The 16,432-nt window shown below is 61.7% G+C and carries 18 protein-coding genes and 1 tRNA gene; 6 read left to right on the top strand and 13 right to left on the bottom strand.

What is annotated here, in order from left to right; genetic code table 11:
- Positions 1 to 495 precede the first annotated feature (495 nt).
- From VMX79_10870 to VMX79_10855, 4 genes are all read right to left on the bottom strand, one after another.
- Positions 496 to 1,338, bottom strand: a complete 843-nt coding sequence (locus tag VMX79_10870) for a fumarate hydratase (GenBank protein HUV87598.1) — start codon at positions 1,336 to 1,338, stop codon at positions 496 to 498.
- A 73-nt stretch (positions 1,339 to 1,411) separates the two neighbouring features.
- The gene (locus tag VMX79_10865; GenBank protein HUV87597.1) at positions 1,412 to 2,065 is read right to left on the bottom strand and encodes an MBL fold metallo-hydrolase; all 654 of its coding nucleotides are present in this window, start codon (positions 2,063 to 2,065) and stop codon (positions 1,412 to 1,414) included.
- 130 nt (positions 2,066 to 2,195) lie between these two features.
- On the bottom strand, positions 2,196 to 2,729 hold the full coding sequence (locus tag VMX79_10860; GenBank protein ID HUV87596.1) for a hypothetical protein: 534 nt from the start codon (positions 2,727 to 2,729) through the stop codon (positions 2,196 to 2,198).
- On the bottom strand, positions 2,707 to 3,672 hold the full coding sequence (locus tag VMX79_10855; protein HUV87595.1) for a redoxin domain-containing protein: 966 nt from the start codon (positions 3,670 to 3,672) through the stop codon (positions 2,707 to 2,709). Before VMX79_10855 ends, VMX79_10860 begins: the two co-directional genes overlap by 23 nt.
- Before the next feature lie 52 nt (positions 3,673 to 3,724).
- Here VMX79_10855 and VMX79_10850 point away from each other — a divergent pair, with 52 nt between their 5' ends.
- A complete protein-coding gene (locus tag VMX79_10850; GenBank protein HUV87594.1) occupies positions 3,725 to 3,880 on the top strand; it encodes a hypothetical protein in 156 nt (51 codons plus the stop codon).
- A 96-nt stretch (positions 3,881 to 3,976) separates the two neighbouring features.
- On the opposite strand, the gene VMX79_10845 is transcribed toward VMX79_10850, so the two are convergent.
- The 9 genes from VMX79_10845 to VMX79_10805 form a co-directional block, all read right to left on the bottom strand.
- On the bottom strand, positions 3,977 to 4,786 hold the full coding sequence (locus VMX79_10845; GenBank protein HUV87593.1) for an ABC transporter permease: 810 nt from the start codon (positions 4,784 to 4,786) through the stop codon (positions 3,977 to 3,979).
- A 25-nt stretch (positions 4,787 to 4,811) separates the two neighbouring features.
- Positions 4,812 to 5,693 carry an ABC transporter ATP-binding protein gene (locus VMX79_10840; GenBank protein HUV87592.1) on the bottom strand — a complete coding sequence of 294 codons (882 nt, stop codon included), beginning with the start codon at positions 5,691 to 5,693 and terminating at the stop codon, positions 4,812 to 4,814.
- A 366-nt stretch (positions 5,694 to 6,059) separates the two neighbouring features.
- A complete protein-coding gene (locus tag VMX79_10835) occupies positions 6,060 to 8,690 on the bottom strand; it encodes a putative LPS assembly protein LptD (protein HUV87591.1) in 2,631 nt (876 codons plus the stop codon).
- A gap of 39 nt (positions 8,691 to 8,729) precedes the next feature.
- Complete coding sequence (lepB, locus tag VMX79_10830; protein ID HUV87590.1) at positions 8,730 to 9,674, bottom strand: signal peptidase I; 945 nt, start codon at positions 9,672 to 9,674, stop codon at positions 8,730 to 8,732.
- A gap of 49 nt (positions 9,675 to 9,723) precedes the next feature.
- Positions 9,724 to 10,188: a cyclic nucleotide-binding domain-containing protein gene (locus tag VMX79_10825; protein HUV87589.1), complete on the bottom strand. Its 465-nt coding sequence runs from the start codon at positions 10,186 to 10,188 to the stop codon at positions 9,724 to 9,726.
- 9 nt (positions 10,189 to 10,197) lie between these two features.
- On the bottom strand, positions 10,198 to 10,659 hold the full coding sequence (locus VMX79_10820; GenBank protein HUV87588.1) for a cyclic nucleotide-binding domain-containing protein: 462 nt from the start codon (positions 10,657 to 10,659) through the stop codon (positions 10,198 to 10,200).
- Positions 10,656 to 11,951, bottom strand: a complete 1,296-nt coding sequence (locus tag VMX79_10815; GenBank protein ID HUV87587.1) for a CBS domain-containing protein — start codon at positions 11,949 to 11,951, stop codon at positions 10,656 to 10,658. Before VMX79_10815 ends, VMX79_10820 begins: the two co-directional genes overlap by 4 nt.
- A gap of 80 nt (positions 11,952 to 12,031) precedes the next feature.
- A complete protein-coding gene (locus tag VMX79_10810; protein ID HUV87586.1) occupies positions 12,032 to 13,282 on the bottom strand; it encodes an AI-2E family transporter in 1,251 nt (416 codons plus the stop codon).
- Between the two features lie 49 nt (positions 13,283 to 13,331).
- Positions 13,332 to 13,403 (bottom strand) — tRNA-Gly (locus VMX79_10805).
- A 481-nt stretch (positions 13,404 to 13,884) separates the two neighbouring features.
- Between VMX79_10805 and VMX79_10800 the strand changes: the two genes are divergently transcribed.
- The 5 genes from VMX79_10800 to VMX79_10780 form a co-directional block, all read left to right on the top strand.
- The gene (locus VMX79_10800; GenBank protein ID HUV87585.1) at positions 13,885 to 14,343 is read left to right on the top strand and encodes a hypothetical protein; all 459 of its coding nucleotides are present in this window, start codon (positions 13,885 to 13,887) and stop codon (positions 14,341 to 14,343) included.
- A 27-nt stretch (positions 14,344 to 14,370) separates the two neighbouring features.
- Positions 14,371 to 14,541: a hypothetical protein gene (locus VMX79_10795; protein HUV87584.1), complete on the top strand. Its 171-nt coding sequence runs from the start codon at positions 14,371 to 14,373 to the stop codon at positions 14,539 to 14,541.
- Positions 14,542 to 14,578: 37 nt separating this feature from the next.
- A complete protein-coding gene (locus VMX79_10790) occupies positions 14,579 to 15,313 on the top strand; it encodes a hypothetical protein (GenBank protein ID HUV87583.1) in 735 nt (244 codons plus the stop codon).
- Positions 15,314 to 15,454: 141 nt separating this feature from the next.
- Positions 15,455 to 15,751, top strand: coding sequence for a hypothetical protein (locus VMX79_10785; protein ID HUV87582.1), 297 nt, complete (start codon positions 15,455 to 15,457; stop codon positions 15,749 to 15,751).
- A gap of 289 nt (positions 15,752 to 16,040) precedes the next feature.
- Positions 16,041 to 16,432, top strand: a 392-nt coding sequence (locus tag VMX79_10780; GenBank protein ID HUV87581.1) for a PD-(D/E)XK nuclease family protein, incomplete at its 3' end; no start/stop codon positions are given.

The raw sequence follows: 16,432 nt of genomic DNA, 5'->3' as shown, positions 1-16,432 counted from the left end.
AACCTGATGCCGCACATGGTCGGCGACGTCGTGCCGCTGGCGACGCCGGGTATGATAGATTTTTTGCGGGGGAAGAAACCGGCGACGGCGTAAGACAAGGGGCTTACTACGCTAAGGGGGATAAAAGAAGCGGCGGCCTTTAAGGCCGCCGCTTCCGCCATATCCGAAACTGGACGGCGGTGCGCCCCGAGTAAACATCCTATATCGTTACCGTCTTATGCCGCGCCGAGTGGGAGTTGATTTCGGCCGTACTTCGTAGGGCCGTACCTTCAGGTGCGGCCACCTTGAAAACCGGACGCCCGGCGATGCCGCGGACAAGGGGCTTAAGCCCCTTGTCAAACCACGTTGAAAAAGCAGCCCCTTCCGGAGCCGCTTTGCTTTCCAACGCTAAACCCGTAGGGCCGTACCTTCAGGTGCGGCCGCAATAAATTACTTATTAATATGAAGTACGGCGGCCAGACCTAAAGGCCAGGCCCTACGAAACCTATAAAAGCTCTAGACCTCCACCGTCTTATGCCGGGCCGAGTGGCAGTTGATGTTGACCGCCGCCGGGAAGGAGGCGATGTGGCGGCCGAAGGATTCCACGTGGACCGCCAAGGCCGTCGTCGAGCCGCCGTAACCCATCGGGCCGATGCCGAGCTTGTTGACGCGCTCGAGCAATTCCTTCTCAAGCTCCGCGTTCCAGACGTCCTCCGCCGGCTGACCCAGCGGCCTGAAGAGCGCCTTCTTGGCGAGGAACGCGCAGTACTCGAAGGTCCCGCCGATGCCGACGCCGACGACGATGGGCGGGCAGGGGTTCGGGCCGGCCTCGCGCACCGCCTCGACGACGAAGTCGATTATGCCGTCGCGGCCGTCCGCGGGCTTCATCATCTTGATGCGGCTCATGTTCTCGGAGCCGCCGCCCTTGGGCGCGAGGTGGATGACGAGCTTGTCGCCCTCCGTCGGGATTATGTGGATTACGGCGGGCGTATTGTCGCCGGTGTTCTTGCCGGCGACGGGGTGGACGACGATGGACTTCCGCAAGTAGCCGTCGGTGTAGCCCCGGCGCGTCCCCTCGTCGACGGCGTCGCGCAGGGACCCGCCGGTCACGTGGACGTCGTTGCCCAGCTCGACGATGAAGACGGCGAAGCCGCAATCCTGGCACAGCGGGTACTCGCCCCGGGCCGCGATTTCGGCGTTCTCCAGAAGCGACGATAGGATCTGCTTTCCTACCGGCGACTCCTCCTTCTCGCGGGAATCCTTGAGCGCCCGGACCGTATCGGCGGGCAGGTTATACCCGGCGTCGATGCACAAATCCTTGACTTTTTCGGCGATCTCGTCAACGGTTATCTCGCGCATATCGTCCCCTTCGGCACGGTGCCGGCCCGGGCGCGGCCGCGGCCGGCGTCGTTACGCTTGCGGTTGCCCTCTTCTATTTTACGTAATCCAAAACGATAACGCGCGGGTTCGCCATGTCCGCCGCCGTTATCTCGACCTCCGCGGCGCCGGCGCGCTCCACGTTCGCCTTCCCGGCCACGAAGTCGTCCACCGTCGCCAGCGGGAAGCCGCAGGCGTCCGTCTTGTAGTGCATCGGGATAACGACTTTGGCCTGAAGTTGCTCGGCCACCTTGGTCGCCGCCGCGGCGTCGATGGTGAAGAAGCCGCCCACCGGCGTGAGGAGAACGTCCACCGGTCCGATGACCTCGAGCTGCTCGTCGGTGAGCACGTGGCCCAGGTCGCCCAGAAAAGCGACTTTGATACCGTCCGCCTCGAACGTGAAGACGGTGTTCTCGCCACGTTCGCTCCCCCGGCTCTCGTCGTGGTAGGTATGCGTCCCGACGAACGTTATCCCCTTGGCCTTGTGCTCGCCCGGGCCCCGGATCACGACGGGCGTACCCGTAAGTTCGCCCGCGCCGGCGTGGTCATCGTGGTCGTGGGACTGCAACACGACGTCGCACGCGTCGCCGATGGCGCCGTAGCCGATGGCGCCGTCGTACGAGCCCGGAACGTACGGGTCGGTGCAAATATGCACGCCGTCGGCGGTGGTGATGCCGAAAGCCGAGTGTCCGTACCATTTAAATTTCATCCCGCGCCTCCGTTTCGTATTAAACGCTTCCTATTCGACCGCGAAATCCTCGGGCCGGATTTATCCTATCAATTATCGCTCGCGGCCACAAGCGGATAAGCCCCGTATCCGCCCCGAGTTTCGGTAACGTTCACCGAATTTCTACGGACCGCTCGATGGCGTCGAAGTAGGGGCGCGCGGTCTCGCGCTGCGGCTCGTATGCCGCGAAAGTGATGAAATAGTAGCGCTCGTCGCCGCGGGCGACGACGGCCCGCGTCCACACGCGCTCGCCGCCGCGCTTGGCGTAATACTCAAAAGCCCTGGCCGGCCGGCCGCCTATCGCGACGTCCGACGCCCATACTTCGCCGGCCGCGGCAACCTCACGCTCGAAGTCCGAAGCCACGACCTCGAGCGGCGCCGCGGACCACGCGCCCACGACGCTGAGGCCGGCGCCGACTGTCTCCTTGGCCCCCGGCGCCCGCACCTCCAGGATTAACGGCTCGACGCCCCGGCCGGCCCGCGCCTCCCACTCGCCGGGATACTCCAACTTAATTCCCCACGCCCTGTTCTCGAAAGGTACGACGTCCGCGGTCGCCGGCGGTTTACCGCCGCACGCCAACGCCGCGACGACGGCCGCCGCGGCGACGAAACCGTACCGGTCCCTACTCACCTTCGCTCGAGACAAGCCGTTCGAATCGTTCTTCGAAGAGGTCGCGTTCGGCGGCGCCGTAAATATGACCCCGCACGACGCCCTTATCGTCGACGAAATAGGTCTGGGGAATCCCGGGGTTCGCGCCAATATAATTATCGGCGGCCTCGCCGTCGTCGAGCAGCACCGGGTAGTTAATGCCGTACTGCTCGGCGAAGGCCGCGACGTCCGCGCCGGCCTCGTCCACCGATATGCTCAATACCGCGACGTCGTCGGCGTGGTCGCGGGCGAACGCTATTATGTCCGGTATTTCGTATTGGCACGGCGGGCACCACGTCGCCCAGATATTCAGTACCACCGGTTTGCCCTTAAAATCCGCCAGCCGGTATTCCCGGCCGTAGATATCGGTCAGCGTGAAATCGGGCGCGGCCTGCCCCGGCTTGACCGTCATGTTCGCCAGCTCTTCTTCGGCCGCTTTCTCCTCGGCGCGGGCGAGCAAGTCCCGGAACGCCTCGTCATCCTGTAATGGCGCCAGGTCCTCGTCGTTGCGGGCATAGCGCGCGAAAAGCGGCTCCGCGTCCAGGCTGGCCCGCAGGCAGTCGAGCGATTTCCCGGCGTCGCCCAGGCGCGCGTACGAGCACGCCATATTGTAGAAGACGCCCGGATACTCGAGCCGCTCCGAGGGTTCGACTTTACGCAGCGCTTCCTCGTACGCCGCCACCGCCATCCCGTAGTCCGGCTCCTCGCCCTCCAGGAAGACATCGCCGAGGGCGAAGTATACGTCCGCCGGCGCGAACTTGGCCGACGCGGCCTCGACCAGCTCCCGGTAGCGCTCCTCGTCGCCGGCGCGGTACGCGCCCCGGGCCGCGGCGACCATTTCGTCGAGCGAGGCCGTCGCCAGCTCGAGCTCCTCTTCGGCGCCGAACGACGCCGCCCCCAACGCGGCCGCCGCCAGGGCGGAAAAAATTACTTTTCTCATATAACCTTCCTTTGCATCGCCGAAAGATAACACAGCGGCCCCCGGGCCGCAAGTGCGACCGGGGCCCGACGCCGACGTAAGCGCCTCGCGCCTCTTCAACCGCTCGCGGCGGTCCGCTCCCAAAAGCGCAATCGACACGCCGGTATACAAAACGTACGACGACCAGTTCGTCGCGATATCGCTCGGTTTGACGTACGGAATCTACTAGCCACGGCGACGGCGGTATTGAAAAGAAAAGGCGGCCCCGAGCGGAGCCGCCTATTACTTTTGGTTCGGGCCGAGCTAAAGCTCGGCCCCTACATGTTTACCCGTCGATCTTGAGCTTGCCGGTCTTCTTGGCCCACCGCTCGCCCAGCACGAAGCACGCGAAGCCGAGCGGTATCAGGACCACGCCCGAAATTACGAGTATGAGGAGGTCGCCGCCGACGTCGGCCAGGCCCACGCCGTCCAGGACGGCGGCGCGCATCGCCCGCAGCGTGTACGTCGCCGGCGAGACCACCGAGAACGGCTGCAGCCACGACGGCAGCACGCTCACGTCGTAGTAGACGCCGGACACCAGCAGGATGAGCGCCTGGAAGATGTGGGTGGCCTGCGAGCCGCGCTCCCGCGAAAGCAGCGGCAGGACCGCGCACGCGAGCCCCAATCCCAGGAACGGCAGGCTCGAGACGACGAGCACCACCGCCGCCGTCAGGAAGTTGGCGCCCGCCAGGCTAATGCCGAAGAACAGCGCGCACACCAGAAGCTGCACCGCGGCGCGCACCAGGCCGTACGTTATGGCGTAGAGGGCGTTGCCCATCAGCTGCGTGAACCGCTTCACCGGGGCCATAAACGTGTACTCCAGCGTCCCCTCCCACCGCTCCCAGGCGATGCACTCGCTGACCTCGTGGAAGAGGATGGAGAGGTAACCCCACAGGACCGCGCCTATCACCAGGAACATGACGAGCCGGGTGTCGCCGGTCCCGACGCCGATGAGGCCGATGGTCAACGCGCTCACGACGGTGTAGGTGAGGAACACCGCCTCCCAGCCGGCGTAGCGCTTCACCAACATGAAGTTGCGCTCGGCGAAGCCGATGCTGCACCAGAATTCGCGTAAGGCTCTCGCTTTGATGGTCATGTCGTTCCGCTCCCGTCGGCGCTCGCTAGCCGCCGTTTTCGTCGCCGAGCCACTCGGCGCCGGTGAATTTCAAGAAGGCGTCCTCCAACGTCTCGCCCGCTCCCCCGGCGCGCGCCGTCAACTCCGCCGGCGTCCCGATGGTAATTATACGCCCTTCGTGGAGTATGCCGACGCGGTCGCAGAGGCGTTCGGCCTCCTCCATATCGTGGGTGGTCAAGAGGACCGTCGTCCCCTCCTCGTCCCGCATCTCGCGGATGACGCGCTGCACCTCGCGCTTGGAGCGCGGGTCGAGGCCCGTCGTCGGCTCGTCCAACAACAGCAGCGCCGGCGCCGACATCAGCGCGCGCGTGGCCGCCACCTTCTGCCGTTCGCCCCGCGACAGGCTCTTTATCTGGTCGCGGAGGCGCTTGGGGTCGAAGCCGATGCGCTTGAGCAGGCCGTCGTAGCGCTCGCGCGCCAGCCGGGGGCTCAGGCCGTAGAGGCGGGCGGCGTAGCGCAGGTTCTCCGAGCCGGAGAGGACTTTGAAGAACGCCGCGTCCACCGCGACGCGGTTAATGAGCTCGCGCACCCGGCCCGGGTCCTTCTCCACGTTCAGGCCGAATACCTCGACCTGACCTTCGTCCGGAGCGAGCAGCGTCGATATTATCCGAATAAGCGTCGACTTGCCGGAGCCGTTCATGCCGATGAGGCCGAAGATCTCGCCCTTCTCGACGGCGAACGTCACCGCGGCGAGCGCGTCGAACTTGGGCCGCCGGCGCCAGAAGCCGCGGCGCTTACCCTCCGACCGCGGGAAGCGTTTCGTCAACCCTTCCACCTTCAGGGCCGGCCTGCCGTCGTTCATGGCCTCTGCCAGAAATCCGTCCAATTCGCGCTCGAGTTCGACGCGTTCGTACGTCCCGGTCGCCATCTCCGACCCTCCTTTCGGACCTCGCGTTAACGCTGTCTTTTTGCCGCTCATATCATCCTATCTCCATAACGGAGTCGTTGCCGTTAAAAAATAAAATCGAAAACCCACCGATTTCGGTCGGTGGGTCGGCGTAACCGTTGAGCGTAAATAATTTAATCTCAAAGAATTACACCTCGCCACCGGGCAGTAGGCACAGTAACCCACCCGCAAAAGATATTACCCTCCCGCGTTGTCCGCGGAAGGAGTTCCGGGTGGTATGCCAATTTATAGTTCGTAATCATAGATACTTCCTCTCGGCGTATTTAGCCGTATATATAACACACTATTCTAGAAAGTCAAGGTTTTTTTACGGCGTTTCGGCCGTTCTCAGAACGTCCGCGTCTGCGTCGTATAGAATTCTATCTCCGGGATGTCTATCAACCGAACCTGGAACCAGTATTCGAATTGTTCCTTCTCGGAGACTATTCGAAACTCGGCCTCCCAGCGGTGAAGGTTGCGATAGACGCGGTAGTGCTCGCTGATGAGGCGCCCCTCCGCAATATCGTAGTACGCGTCGTAGCCCAAGCGCCACTTCTTGGTGAGGTCGAAGGAGACGGCGCCCTTCAACGTGTGGAGGTCGAAGCCCCCTTCGGACCAGCTGTAGTCGTGAGTGAACGAGAAGTTCCAACCCCGGCCCATTCCCTCGCCGGCCTCGTAGCGCCGGCCGGTGATGGTGTCGATGTTGTAGACGTTGGGGTCGAGGTCCTCGTCCTCCGGGACGCGCGGTTTCCCGTAGGGGTCCGTGGCCTCGCGCCACGACTGGTCGAGCCCGCCTTCCTCCCGCGCCAACGGCCCGGTCGTAAACGATACCGTCGTCGTAGCGTCGAGGCCGAGGAGCGAGAAGTCGTACATATCGTTGGTGAGCTGGAGCCGGTGCGACAGGAAATACCAATCGCGGAAGTTGGGCGTAATCTCTACGGCGTTGACGAGGTTGCTGAGCGGCCGCTCGCCCGGGTAACTGAGCGGCCCCAGGTTATAGGCGGTGGTGGCGTCCCACGTCGCGAGGTTGACCACCTTCCCCAACGCCCCCGCCTTGCGCAGCCGCGGGATGGACTCGCCGCGCGGGCGCTCCAGGCCGCCGCGTTTGGGCCGGTACACGTCCTCCCACGAACGCGCCGGGCCCTCGGCGCCGGCCTCCTCCGCCCCCTCTTCCGCCTCCTCCTCTTCGGGGAACTTGATGTCGAACGATTGCCGCAGCGCGAGCGAGAGCATGCTCTGCTCGGGGTAGACCGCGCCGCCGGTGACCATCCACGACTGGTCAATATCGGGCCGGTAACTGTGCGTAACGGCGGGGTTGACGATGTGGCGGAAGACGGTGTCGCCGCGCTCGAAGATGCCGTAGACCTTGGTCGAGGCGCTGACCGTGGTGTCCCACGTGCCGAGGAAGCGACTGTTCCGGCCGAACTTGTCGCGGTCGTACCAGTAGCCGTGGCCGGCGGCCCCGGGGTCCAACCTCAAGTAGCGGAAGAGCGTCAGCGGCCGCGACGTCGAGAGGTCCGCCGAGCCCTCCTTGAGAACCGAGCCCGCCTCCTCGAAGTCGTAGTAGTTCACCCAGCCAGCGTTGTACTGGTAGTAGAAACGCGTCTCGGCCAGCTCTTTCCGCGTGGCGTAGAAGTTTACGCGGGGGAAAGGGTCCCTCGTCCGCTGGATGGTGCCGCCGTACGGCTCGGTCTCATGGGGCGGCACGGCGAAGAGCGTCATCGGCTGCGGCGAGCCGCCGCCCTCCTCGGTCTTCTGTTTGGTGAAGCGCGCGTCAAGCGAGAGCTGATAGTCGGTCCAGTTCTGCGAGACGTTGGCGAACGACTCGAGGTTCTGTTCGGTCCGGACCTCGAAATCTTCGTCGAAGTAGTCGTCGTACGCGGTGCTGTTGCGAAGGTCGAGGCGCAGCAGCGCCGCGGCGTCGTCGGTGAAGTCCTGGCGGTGGGAGGAATATATCTTCCACCACTCGGTCGCCGTATCGCGCTGGCGCATTTGGCTGGCGTAGAAGTTGTTGACGGTGGAGCGGCTGCCGTAGAGGTACACCAGGTTCGCGCCCTTGCGCCAACCCTTCTTGGCTTCGTAATCGAGGAGGAAGGTCGCGTCCGAGAAGTCGTTTATCACCCAGTAGAAGCCGTTGTTGACGACGAACTGGCCTTGCCGCCTGTAACGGATGTACGGCGACAGAAAGCCGGAGTGGCGGTCTTTGCGGAGGGAGAAGAAATAAAAAGGCGCCGCCGCCACCGGGACCTCGCCCATGAAGAGGACCGCGGGCCGCGCCACCACCTTGTCCTCCACGTAGATTTTGAGTTTGGGCGACCAGAAGCGGTAGTGCGGCTGGCCCAGGTCGCAGGTGGTGAACGAGCCGCGCTGCGCCGCGATGGTCTTCTCCTCGATCTTCTTTATGCGCCGGCCGCGGTAGTAGCCCTGGGCCGAATCGGCGTCGCCCCGCAATATGACGCCTTTCCCGGTCTCGAGGTCGTACGACATCCGCACGCCGAGCATGGTCTGGGTGGGGTCGGCCAGCTCGCAGTACCCCTCCGCGACGACGAGGTCGCGGCCCGAGAAGAACCGCACCCGGTCCGCGGTCAGCGTCGTTTCGCCGTACGACACGCGCGCGTCGCGGTACAGCGACACGGTGTCCTCCTTGACCAGGTATTCTATCCACCCCGCCTCTTCGTCCACCACGAAGCGCACTTCGTCCGGCGCTAGCGGCGGCTCCTCCAGCTCGGCGCGCGCCTCGCCCGCCGTCACGGCCTCCAGCGGCGCCGTAAGGCCGCGTTCCGCCCGGACCTTCGCCACCCACGCCGCGGCCTCCTCTCCCTCCAAAGAAAACTCCTCGTCGCCGGGGCCCCCGAAATACTTAAAAAAATCGCCGACTTCGCCCTCGTCGGGGTCTTGGAGGACGGTGGCGCCGGCCGGCGAGGCCGCGACCGCCAACGACATTAAAACAGGCCAAAGGTTTCTAAATTCTTTGCCCAACGCCTACGACCCGCGCGTAAAAAACTTCCCGCGCCGAACTCACTCCACCGCCGATAACACTCTTCCCCACCGCACGTGGCGCCAGAACTCGTACCACTTCGTTAGGCGGACGTCCTCGCCGTCAATTAAAATCTCGCCGCCGGCGTCGCAGATGTACTCCGGCCTCGTCGGCTCCTCGCCCCCTTCGGTCCCGGCGAGCCGCGTTCGGAAAAGGCGCGAGACGTGCGCGCGGTGCTTGGGGCAGTAGTCCGGGCACCACGACCAATACACGAGCGCGGTCCGACCCTTTATGAGGTCGCGCGGCACGAAACCCCAGTGCCGGCCGTCGCGGCTCTCGGCGCGGTTGTCGCCCATCACGAAGTACGCGTCCGGCGGGACCTTGAACGGCCCGAACTCGTAGGACGCCGCGTCGTACTGGTACGGCTCGCGCAGCGGTTGACCGTTAACGTATACGTAGGCCCTCTTCCCCATCACGACGTCGCCCGGAACGCCGATTACGCGCTTCACGTAGTCGCGCCGCGGGACGCGGCGGCGGTGGACGACGAGCTCGTACGTCTCGCGAAACCACTTGCCTACCGTCATCTCGTTGTCCTGGTGGGGATACTTGAAGACGACGACGTCGCCGCGGGCCGGCGCCCGGAAGCGGTAGCTCACCTTCTCCACCACTACGTAGTCGCCTACCAGGAGGGTTCGTTTCATGGAACCCGAAGGTATCTTGAAGGCCTGAACGACGAAAGCGCGCAGCACGAACGCGACGACCACGGCGACGAGTATCGCCTCGGCATAGTCGCGCCCGGCGGGTTTTCTCGCCGCGGTGCGCAGCCGGCGCGTCGGCTCGAGCCCTTCGCTTTCGCCGCCGTTTTTTTTCTCGGTCGACTTCATCTCGGCTTTAACGGCGCCCGGGCCGGCCGCGACGACGCGCGTGCGCCGCCGCCCGTCGCCCGGTAAAATCTTAATAAATGACTTGGCCCTAAAGAGGGCCAAGGTAAACGCGATACATAGTGACGCCGACCCGGCCGCGCGCCGCGCCCGGCTACTTGATTATCTTGGCCAGGAATTCGCGCAGGCGAAGCGTCGTCTGGCGAAGGCCGGCGCTCTGGATGAGCAGCGTTTGCCTCAACACGCGGTGCTCGTAAAGCGGGTCCGCGGCGCACACCGCCCAAAAATCTTCGGCCGAGAACCGCAAGTACTTTACCGGCGTCGCGGCCACGGCCGAAACGTAATGCTCCTTGCCGTCCATCACGGCGTCCAAACCGACGACGTCTCCCGGCTGCCACCGCAGCAGCACCAACCCCCGCTTCTCGTCCACCCGCTTTATGTAGTCGACGTTGCCTTCGACGACGACGTAAAGGCCGTCGGCCGGCTTCCCCTCGACGACGAGGGCCTCGCCCGCTTCGGCCTCGCCTTCCTCACAACGCGCCGCCGCCATCTCCAACGCCTGGGGCGGCAGCGTCTTAAAGAGTTTGCACTCGGCCAGTATTTTTAGGCGGCTTTCCACTGCTCGAGTTTAAAATTGGCTCAATTTATAATAGCCCTCGATCTTGGCCGTCGTCTCGCGGGCGCGTTCGCAGAAGGTTAATATTATCGCTTTGAGCAGTTTATTGGCCACCGGCATATCCTCGGCGATCAAGCGGTCGAACGCTTTGCGCTCGAGCCACAACAGGCGGCAGCTGCCGCGGGCGTATACCGTGGCCGATACCGGCGCGGCCTCGATGAGCGACATCTCGCCGAAGAAATCGCCCTCTCCCAAGAGTTTTATCTCCTCGGTCCCGGCGCCGGATATTTGCGTCGTGACGGAGCACTTGCCGGCGGCTATGAGGTAGAGCCGCTCGCCGGGGCCGCCCTCCTTGATGACCAACCGGCCGTCGTCGTACATCCCCTCGTCGACGACGATGCGGACCATGTCGAGTTCCTGGCCCGAGAACTCGCGGAAGAGACGGTTGCGCCTGAGCTCGTCGCGCGCGATCATCGCTCGCGCCGCCCCCATAAAAACCGCAGCAGGTCCGCGGCGCGAACGGTCCCCACCACCGCGCCGTCGTCGTCCACCACCACCGCCACCTCAGCGCTCGAATTTGCGAACGCCTCCACCACTTTCTCGGGCGGGTCGTTCACGTTCACCGTAAGGAAGCTCCGGTCCACGACGCCGGCGACGGACCGCAGCGTCGTCGCGGCGCGCGCCGGCGCCTCGAGCCGCGCCTCATACTCCACCAGCCGCTCCCGCGCCCACCGGTAGAACTTCACGCTCAGGACCCGGTCGAAGCCCAGGACCATCGGCACGGTGGGGCGGCCGGCGATGAAGTCGAGGTGGTTCTGGAGGGCGCACCGGTTGGCGTCCGCGTCCACCCGCAGGAAATACCGCAGCGACGAGTCGGGCACCAGGTCGTCGTCGTCATCGGGCACGGCGGAAAGGAACGTTATGTCCTTCAGGTCGCGCTCCCACGACGGCTCGTAGGCGTCGCCGGCCGCGATGGCCGCGCTCAGCTCGTCGTCCTGGTCGGTGTACTTCTCCGAATATTTCTCGAGGGTATCGACGGCGTCCGCCAGGAAGACCCCCAACGCACAGTCCACGCCCCAAATCGCGCCCGACAGCACGAAGGCCGCGTCGTCCGAGTGCCCGGGGCCGGCCCGGTCGCGGATGTACAGGTACCGGTACCGGTCGTCGTCTACTTCCTCCGGCGGCAGCTCGACGATCAGGCCGCTTTTGCGGAACTCCTCGATCTCGTCTTCGTGCGGTTCGTGCGACAACTTCTCGCTGTCGAGGCCCATCTCGCGCATGACGTCGGCATCCACGACGTAGCAGGAGCCGCCGCCGATGGTGATGCCGGTATCGGCCTCCACCGCGGCCCGCACGTCCGAGTTGTCGCGCATGCCGCCGACGTATATGCCGCGCAGGACGGCCGCGGGCTCGACCGCGAAATCGGCGAGGAACGGGATGGACAACAGCGGCTTGCCGTCGGCGTCCGCCAGCGCCGTCGCGTCGTCGCCGGTTATGGCGCGCTCGGCCCACCCGAAGACGTCGTCTATCAACTTCTGCCGCGCGCGTTTGACCTTCGCGGTGTCGAGCCGCAGCGCGCGGACGACGTCGGCGGTGGTGATGTCGACGAAGCGGCGCGGCCTGAACTCGCCGTGGCCGTTGTGGGCGTGGCCCTCGACCGTCTGGATCAATATCAGGCGCTCGACCGCGGCCGAGACGTCCAACCGCTCCCGGTGCAGCAGCCGGTCGAAATCCGCGCGTATAAGTCCTCGCAGTGCGTCGTCCATATTACCTGTGGCCTCGCGAAATTCTATAGTATGAAAACTGAAGTCCTATGTCAATCAAGCCATTACGAAAAAGCCCCCCGCTACGGGGGGCCGCCGGCGTCCTCGGCCTCGGGAGGCCGCTTGTAATAAGGCCCCTCCAGGTAACGCCGCTCGAGCTTCCGGGCCAATATCTTCAACGTCGCCGTTACCGGAACCGCGGCTAAAAAGCCCACCACGCCGAAGAACTTCGCGCCCACCAACATCGCGACCATGGTGACGACGGGGTGCAGGCCGACGCGGCGCCCCACTATCCGCGGCGCCAATATGTGGCCGTCGAATATATTTACGACGACGTACAACAGCAACGCCCATAGGAGGCGCGTTCCCACGTCCGGGCCCATCAGTATGACTATTACCGCGGGGAGGGCGCCGATATAGGTACCGACGTACGGGACCATGTTCGCGAAGCCCGCGAATATACCCAAAAGGAGGGCGTACTCGACGCCGATGACGGTAAGGCCTACGGCGACGAACGAGGCCTCCACCGCGGAGACGATGAATTGGCCTCGGATGAAGCCGGCGAGGACGCGGTCGATTTCCTGGTACGTTTCGACGGCCTCGTCGAGGAAGCGCCGCGGCACGCGCTCCCTCACCCAGCCCTTTATCTTCGGCATGTCGCGGAGGAGGTAGAAGGTGATGATGGGCGTTATGATGATGTTGACGATGTGGGTCGCGAGGCGGGAAAGCGACGTGACGAAGGCGAGCGCCCGCTCGAAGAGCGCCGCGAAGAGGTCCTGCGCGCGCAAGATGAGGTTGTCTATAATCGGCTTGGCGTACGGCGACGGTTCGTATTCCTCCAGCGACGAGAACCAATTGTTGGCTTTTTCTATAAACGCCTCCATCTGCCCGGGCAAATTATTCAGCGACGCCACCAACTTGGTTATCTGGCCTATTACGGGCGGCACGATCATGAGGAGCGCCGCGGCGACGGCCATCAGCGCGAGCAATATCAGGACGAAGGCCGAGAGGCCGCGGGGAACGCCGCGCTCGTCGAGCGCCGCCACGATGGGCGACAACAGGTACGCGATTACGAACGCGGCCACGAACGGGAACAATAGCTTCCATATGAGCGAGAAGAACCAGACGACCGCCAGGCCGGCGACGAAGTAGCCGACGCCCCGCGCCCACTTTATGCGCATCCCGAACGCCACGACGACGATGAGCAGCGCCAGGAAGAGCGGCGTCAACACGTCGCTCACCGCGGTCAGGTAGCGCCAGACGAGCAGCGCGAGCAATATCAACAGCAGCGCGCCCCGCAGTATCTCGTCGTATTCGCCGGTGAACTTCTTCATAGCAGTTTATAAAACGGGCGCCGGGCCGCGCCGGCCGACGCCCAGAATGAGCGGGCGGAGGGATTCGAACCCTCGGCATCAAGCTTGGGAAGCTTGCATTCTACCCCTGAATTACGCCCGCGTTTTATGTTTTATATATAACATAATCGCGGCCCGAGGGCAAAACAAAAGGGCAGAATACCGGTGAATAATTTTTTTGTCCGCGCCCGGCCTGAACTATGTTATCGTAGTCTGATAGAAAAGGTGAGCAAAGTATAGAAAAGCAACGCGGGGGACTTCCGTCAGCTCGGCGGCGCCGCGTAACGGCGGCGGGTTCTTCGTCACAAAGAGTGGTAAGAAGTACCACAGGGTGGCTGCCGATGCCTTACGGCGAGCGCCGTTGATATAGGGGAGTACTAAGCTATCTCCCGAGGTTATACGCCGTGTTCGGTACACATCGTAGGTGGGAGTACGAAAGTCGCGGCATCGTATTCTTTATCGACATTCGGCTCGAGCAGTCGATGCCAAGTAACTACGAAAAAGGGAACTCGTTGAAAAAAGAAAGTTAAACTTAGCAGCAAATATTGCTGGCTGCACGGTGCGTAGACCGAGGAGGGCACGAGATGAAGAAGTACGCTTTGTTATTGGGTATTTTGGTTTCCGCGGCGTACGCGTTCGCCGGTTCGGATTTCACGCTTATCGACCCGGCCGTGAAACCTAAACCATTAGATAAAAATGCCGATGTCCAGATATTTCTGACCGAACCACCCACGCAACCCTATAAAGAAGTTGCATTCCTCCAGGCCGAGAAAACTTCGCGCATCGCCATCGTACAGGTAAAGATGGACGCCGTTATAAAAGAGCTCAAAAAAATAGCTCGTAAAGCCGGATGCCCAGCTGTAATCAACGTTAAGATCGAAGACTACAAAGCGATGTCGCTAGCTTTAGAACCGACGATACCAGCGAAACGGGCGACGGGCATCGGGGTCATATGGATAGAACCTAAACCGACAAACGCCGAGACCGCGGGGACAGCTGAACCGGGAGCGGCAGATAACCTGACGACGGAAGAAGGTCAATAAATCCTGACGGGCGCGGGACGCTTCCAGATGCCGGGCGTCGAGCGTAGCCACCCCAAGGTCCAGATATTCACCGTCGAGGATTACTTCGCCGGTAAGCGGCCGGACCTCCCGGACACGAGCGAGACGCTGAAGAAGGCGGCTCGGGTAAAAAGGGAACGCGAGAAGGAGCAAGAGTTGCCGCTTGGGGATGAGGATTAAAACTAAAATTATATTAAAGTTAGGTAGTATTTAAACTATGCCCGAAGATTATACGGACGTATTCGATGTTATTAGGAAAAAGGCCTTGCCGGTAGCTATTAAATATTCCGAAATACCGGAGCTAGGCGTCGTAATTAATAATATACCTCTTATAGGATGTATAGTTCACGGTTATCTAAACGCCGTAACAACTATTTATACGCGGCATACCATTAAAAAATTATGCGTTTTTCTATCCCTCCTAGTAGACGAAATAGAAAAAGAGGAATCCGATAAAATAAACAAGGAATTTTTTAGCTCGATGGAATTCCGCGATTTATTCTTTTTAGTTAACGCCAAAGTACAAAGGGGTATACGTAATAATAAATTAATCTATTTAGCGAGATTATTAAAAGAAGTAAGTTTGAAAGAAGGTACTTTAGACCCGGATAAAGCGGAAGAATTCATAGAAAACGTAGATTCTTTGTCGAAAGACGAAATGAATATCTTATATTTGCTCCAAGAATTTTTTAACGATAAGTCGTTAAAATATAACTTCGGCGACGAAACTATATACAGTTTTTTGAATAACGAACCTTCTATACCCGATTTTCTAAAACGGCGTTATACTCAAAGCCAAGTACTTACTTATCTCAACCGCCTAACGAGATTCGGTTTTTTGTTAGAAATAACCAGCGTATTCTTAGTAAGTGATGACCCTAACCAAAAGTATTTCCGAGCAACGGAATATTTTAAGGATTTCCTAAATTATATACATAGTATAGAAATCTAAGCTATGGCAAATGCCGGCGGGGGATCCGGGTTCCGGCGGGGCGACAATTGTCGTAGGGAATAACCGAGACAACGCTCCATGTAAAGTATTTAGCCGCGGCGTTGTGGCCATAATGGCCTGTCGGAGCAAAGGAGTAACTCGATGCCGAAAACAAAAAAAGAACCCAAGAAAAGGGAACGTAGTTTCGGCGGTGGCCGTTATGAATACCACCGCCCCAAGACTATTGCCCCCGGTAGTAAGGTTATCGATTTCTATCTGTCTTTCGAAGAAGGTCTTGAATTATCGCTCGCTATTCAAGCTTGCCTTTTGAAAATAAACACGTATAAAAGAGTAGGCGCGGGGTTAAAACAAGCGTTGTGCCTATCCGCTAAAATGGACCCTCGGGCTAAGCGTATTGACGTACTAGAAAGTAAGCTACGCGAAACCGAAAGAGGTTAATTAATACCTTTAACCTAAATTAAAAAGCGCCCTCGCGGGCGCCCTTCTTAGGGTCTAATACGCCGCCCCGCAAGGGGCGGCTTAAAAATTGCGGAGGGCGACCCCGGAGGCCGCGCCGCGCCCGGCGCGCGGCCGAGAAGGCGCCCGGAGCCCGCGGAGGCCCGCTCTAGGCGGCGCCGCCCCCGGGGCGGGGGGGGGCGGCGCCGAAGGGCGGCCGGAGCGGCCCCAAAAAAAGCGAAGAGCGAAATGGCTTGCGCCCAACGCGCGCGGTTATTACAATATTGACGTTATGGCCGGCCTGAAAAACGAGTTCTCCTGGTCGAAGTCGCGCCACGGCGTCCTGCGCCGGTGCCCCCGCAAGTACTATTTCGAGTATTACGGCTTCTGGGACGGCTGGCTCGCCAACGCGCCGCCGCTCACCCGCGAGATTTACGTCCTCAAGAACCTCGCGACGCTGCCGGCGTGGATAGGCCAGAAGGTCCACAACTGCATCGACCACACCATCCAGAACCTGCGCTGGGGCCAGCCCGGCCTGGGCGTCGACCGCGTCGTCGACGTCACGCTCAAGCGGATGCGCCAGGAGTACGTCTCGAGCTGGCACGGCCGCTACCGCCAGCGCCCCAAAAGCTGCGCCCTGTTCGAACACGAGTACGGCGTAGGCCGCGGCGAGGACGACTGGCG

The organism is bacterium (assembly GCA_035529855.1).
Lineage (GTDB): Bacteria > RBG-13-66-14 > B26-G2 > WVWN01 > WVWN01 > WVWN01.
This window is presented reverse-complemented; position numbering and strand designations above follow the sequence as displayed.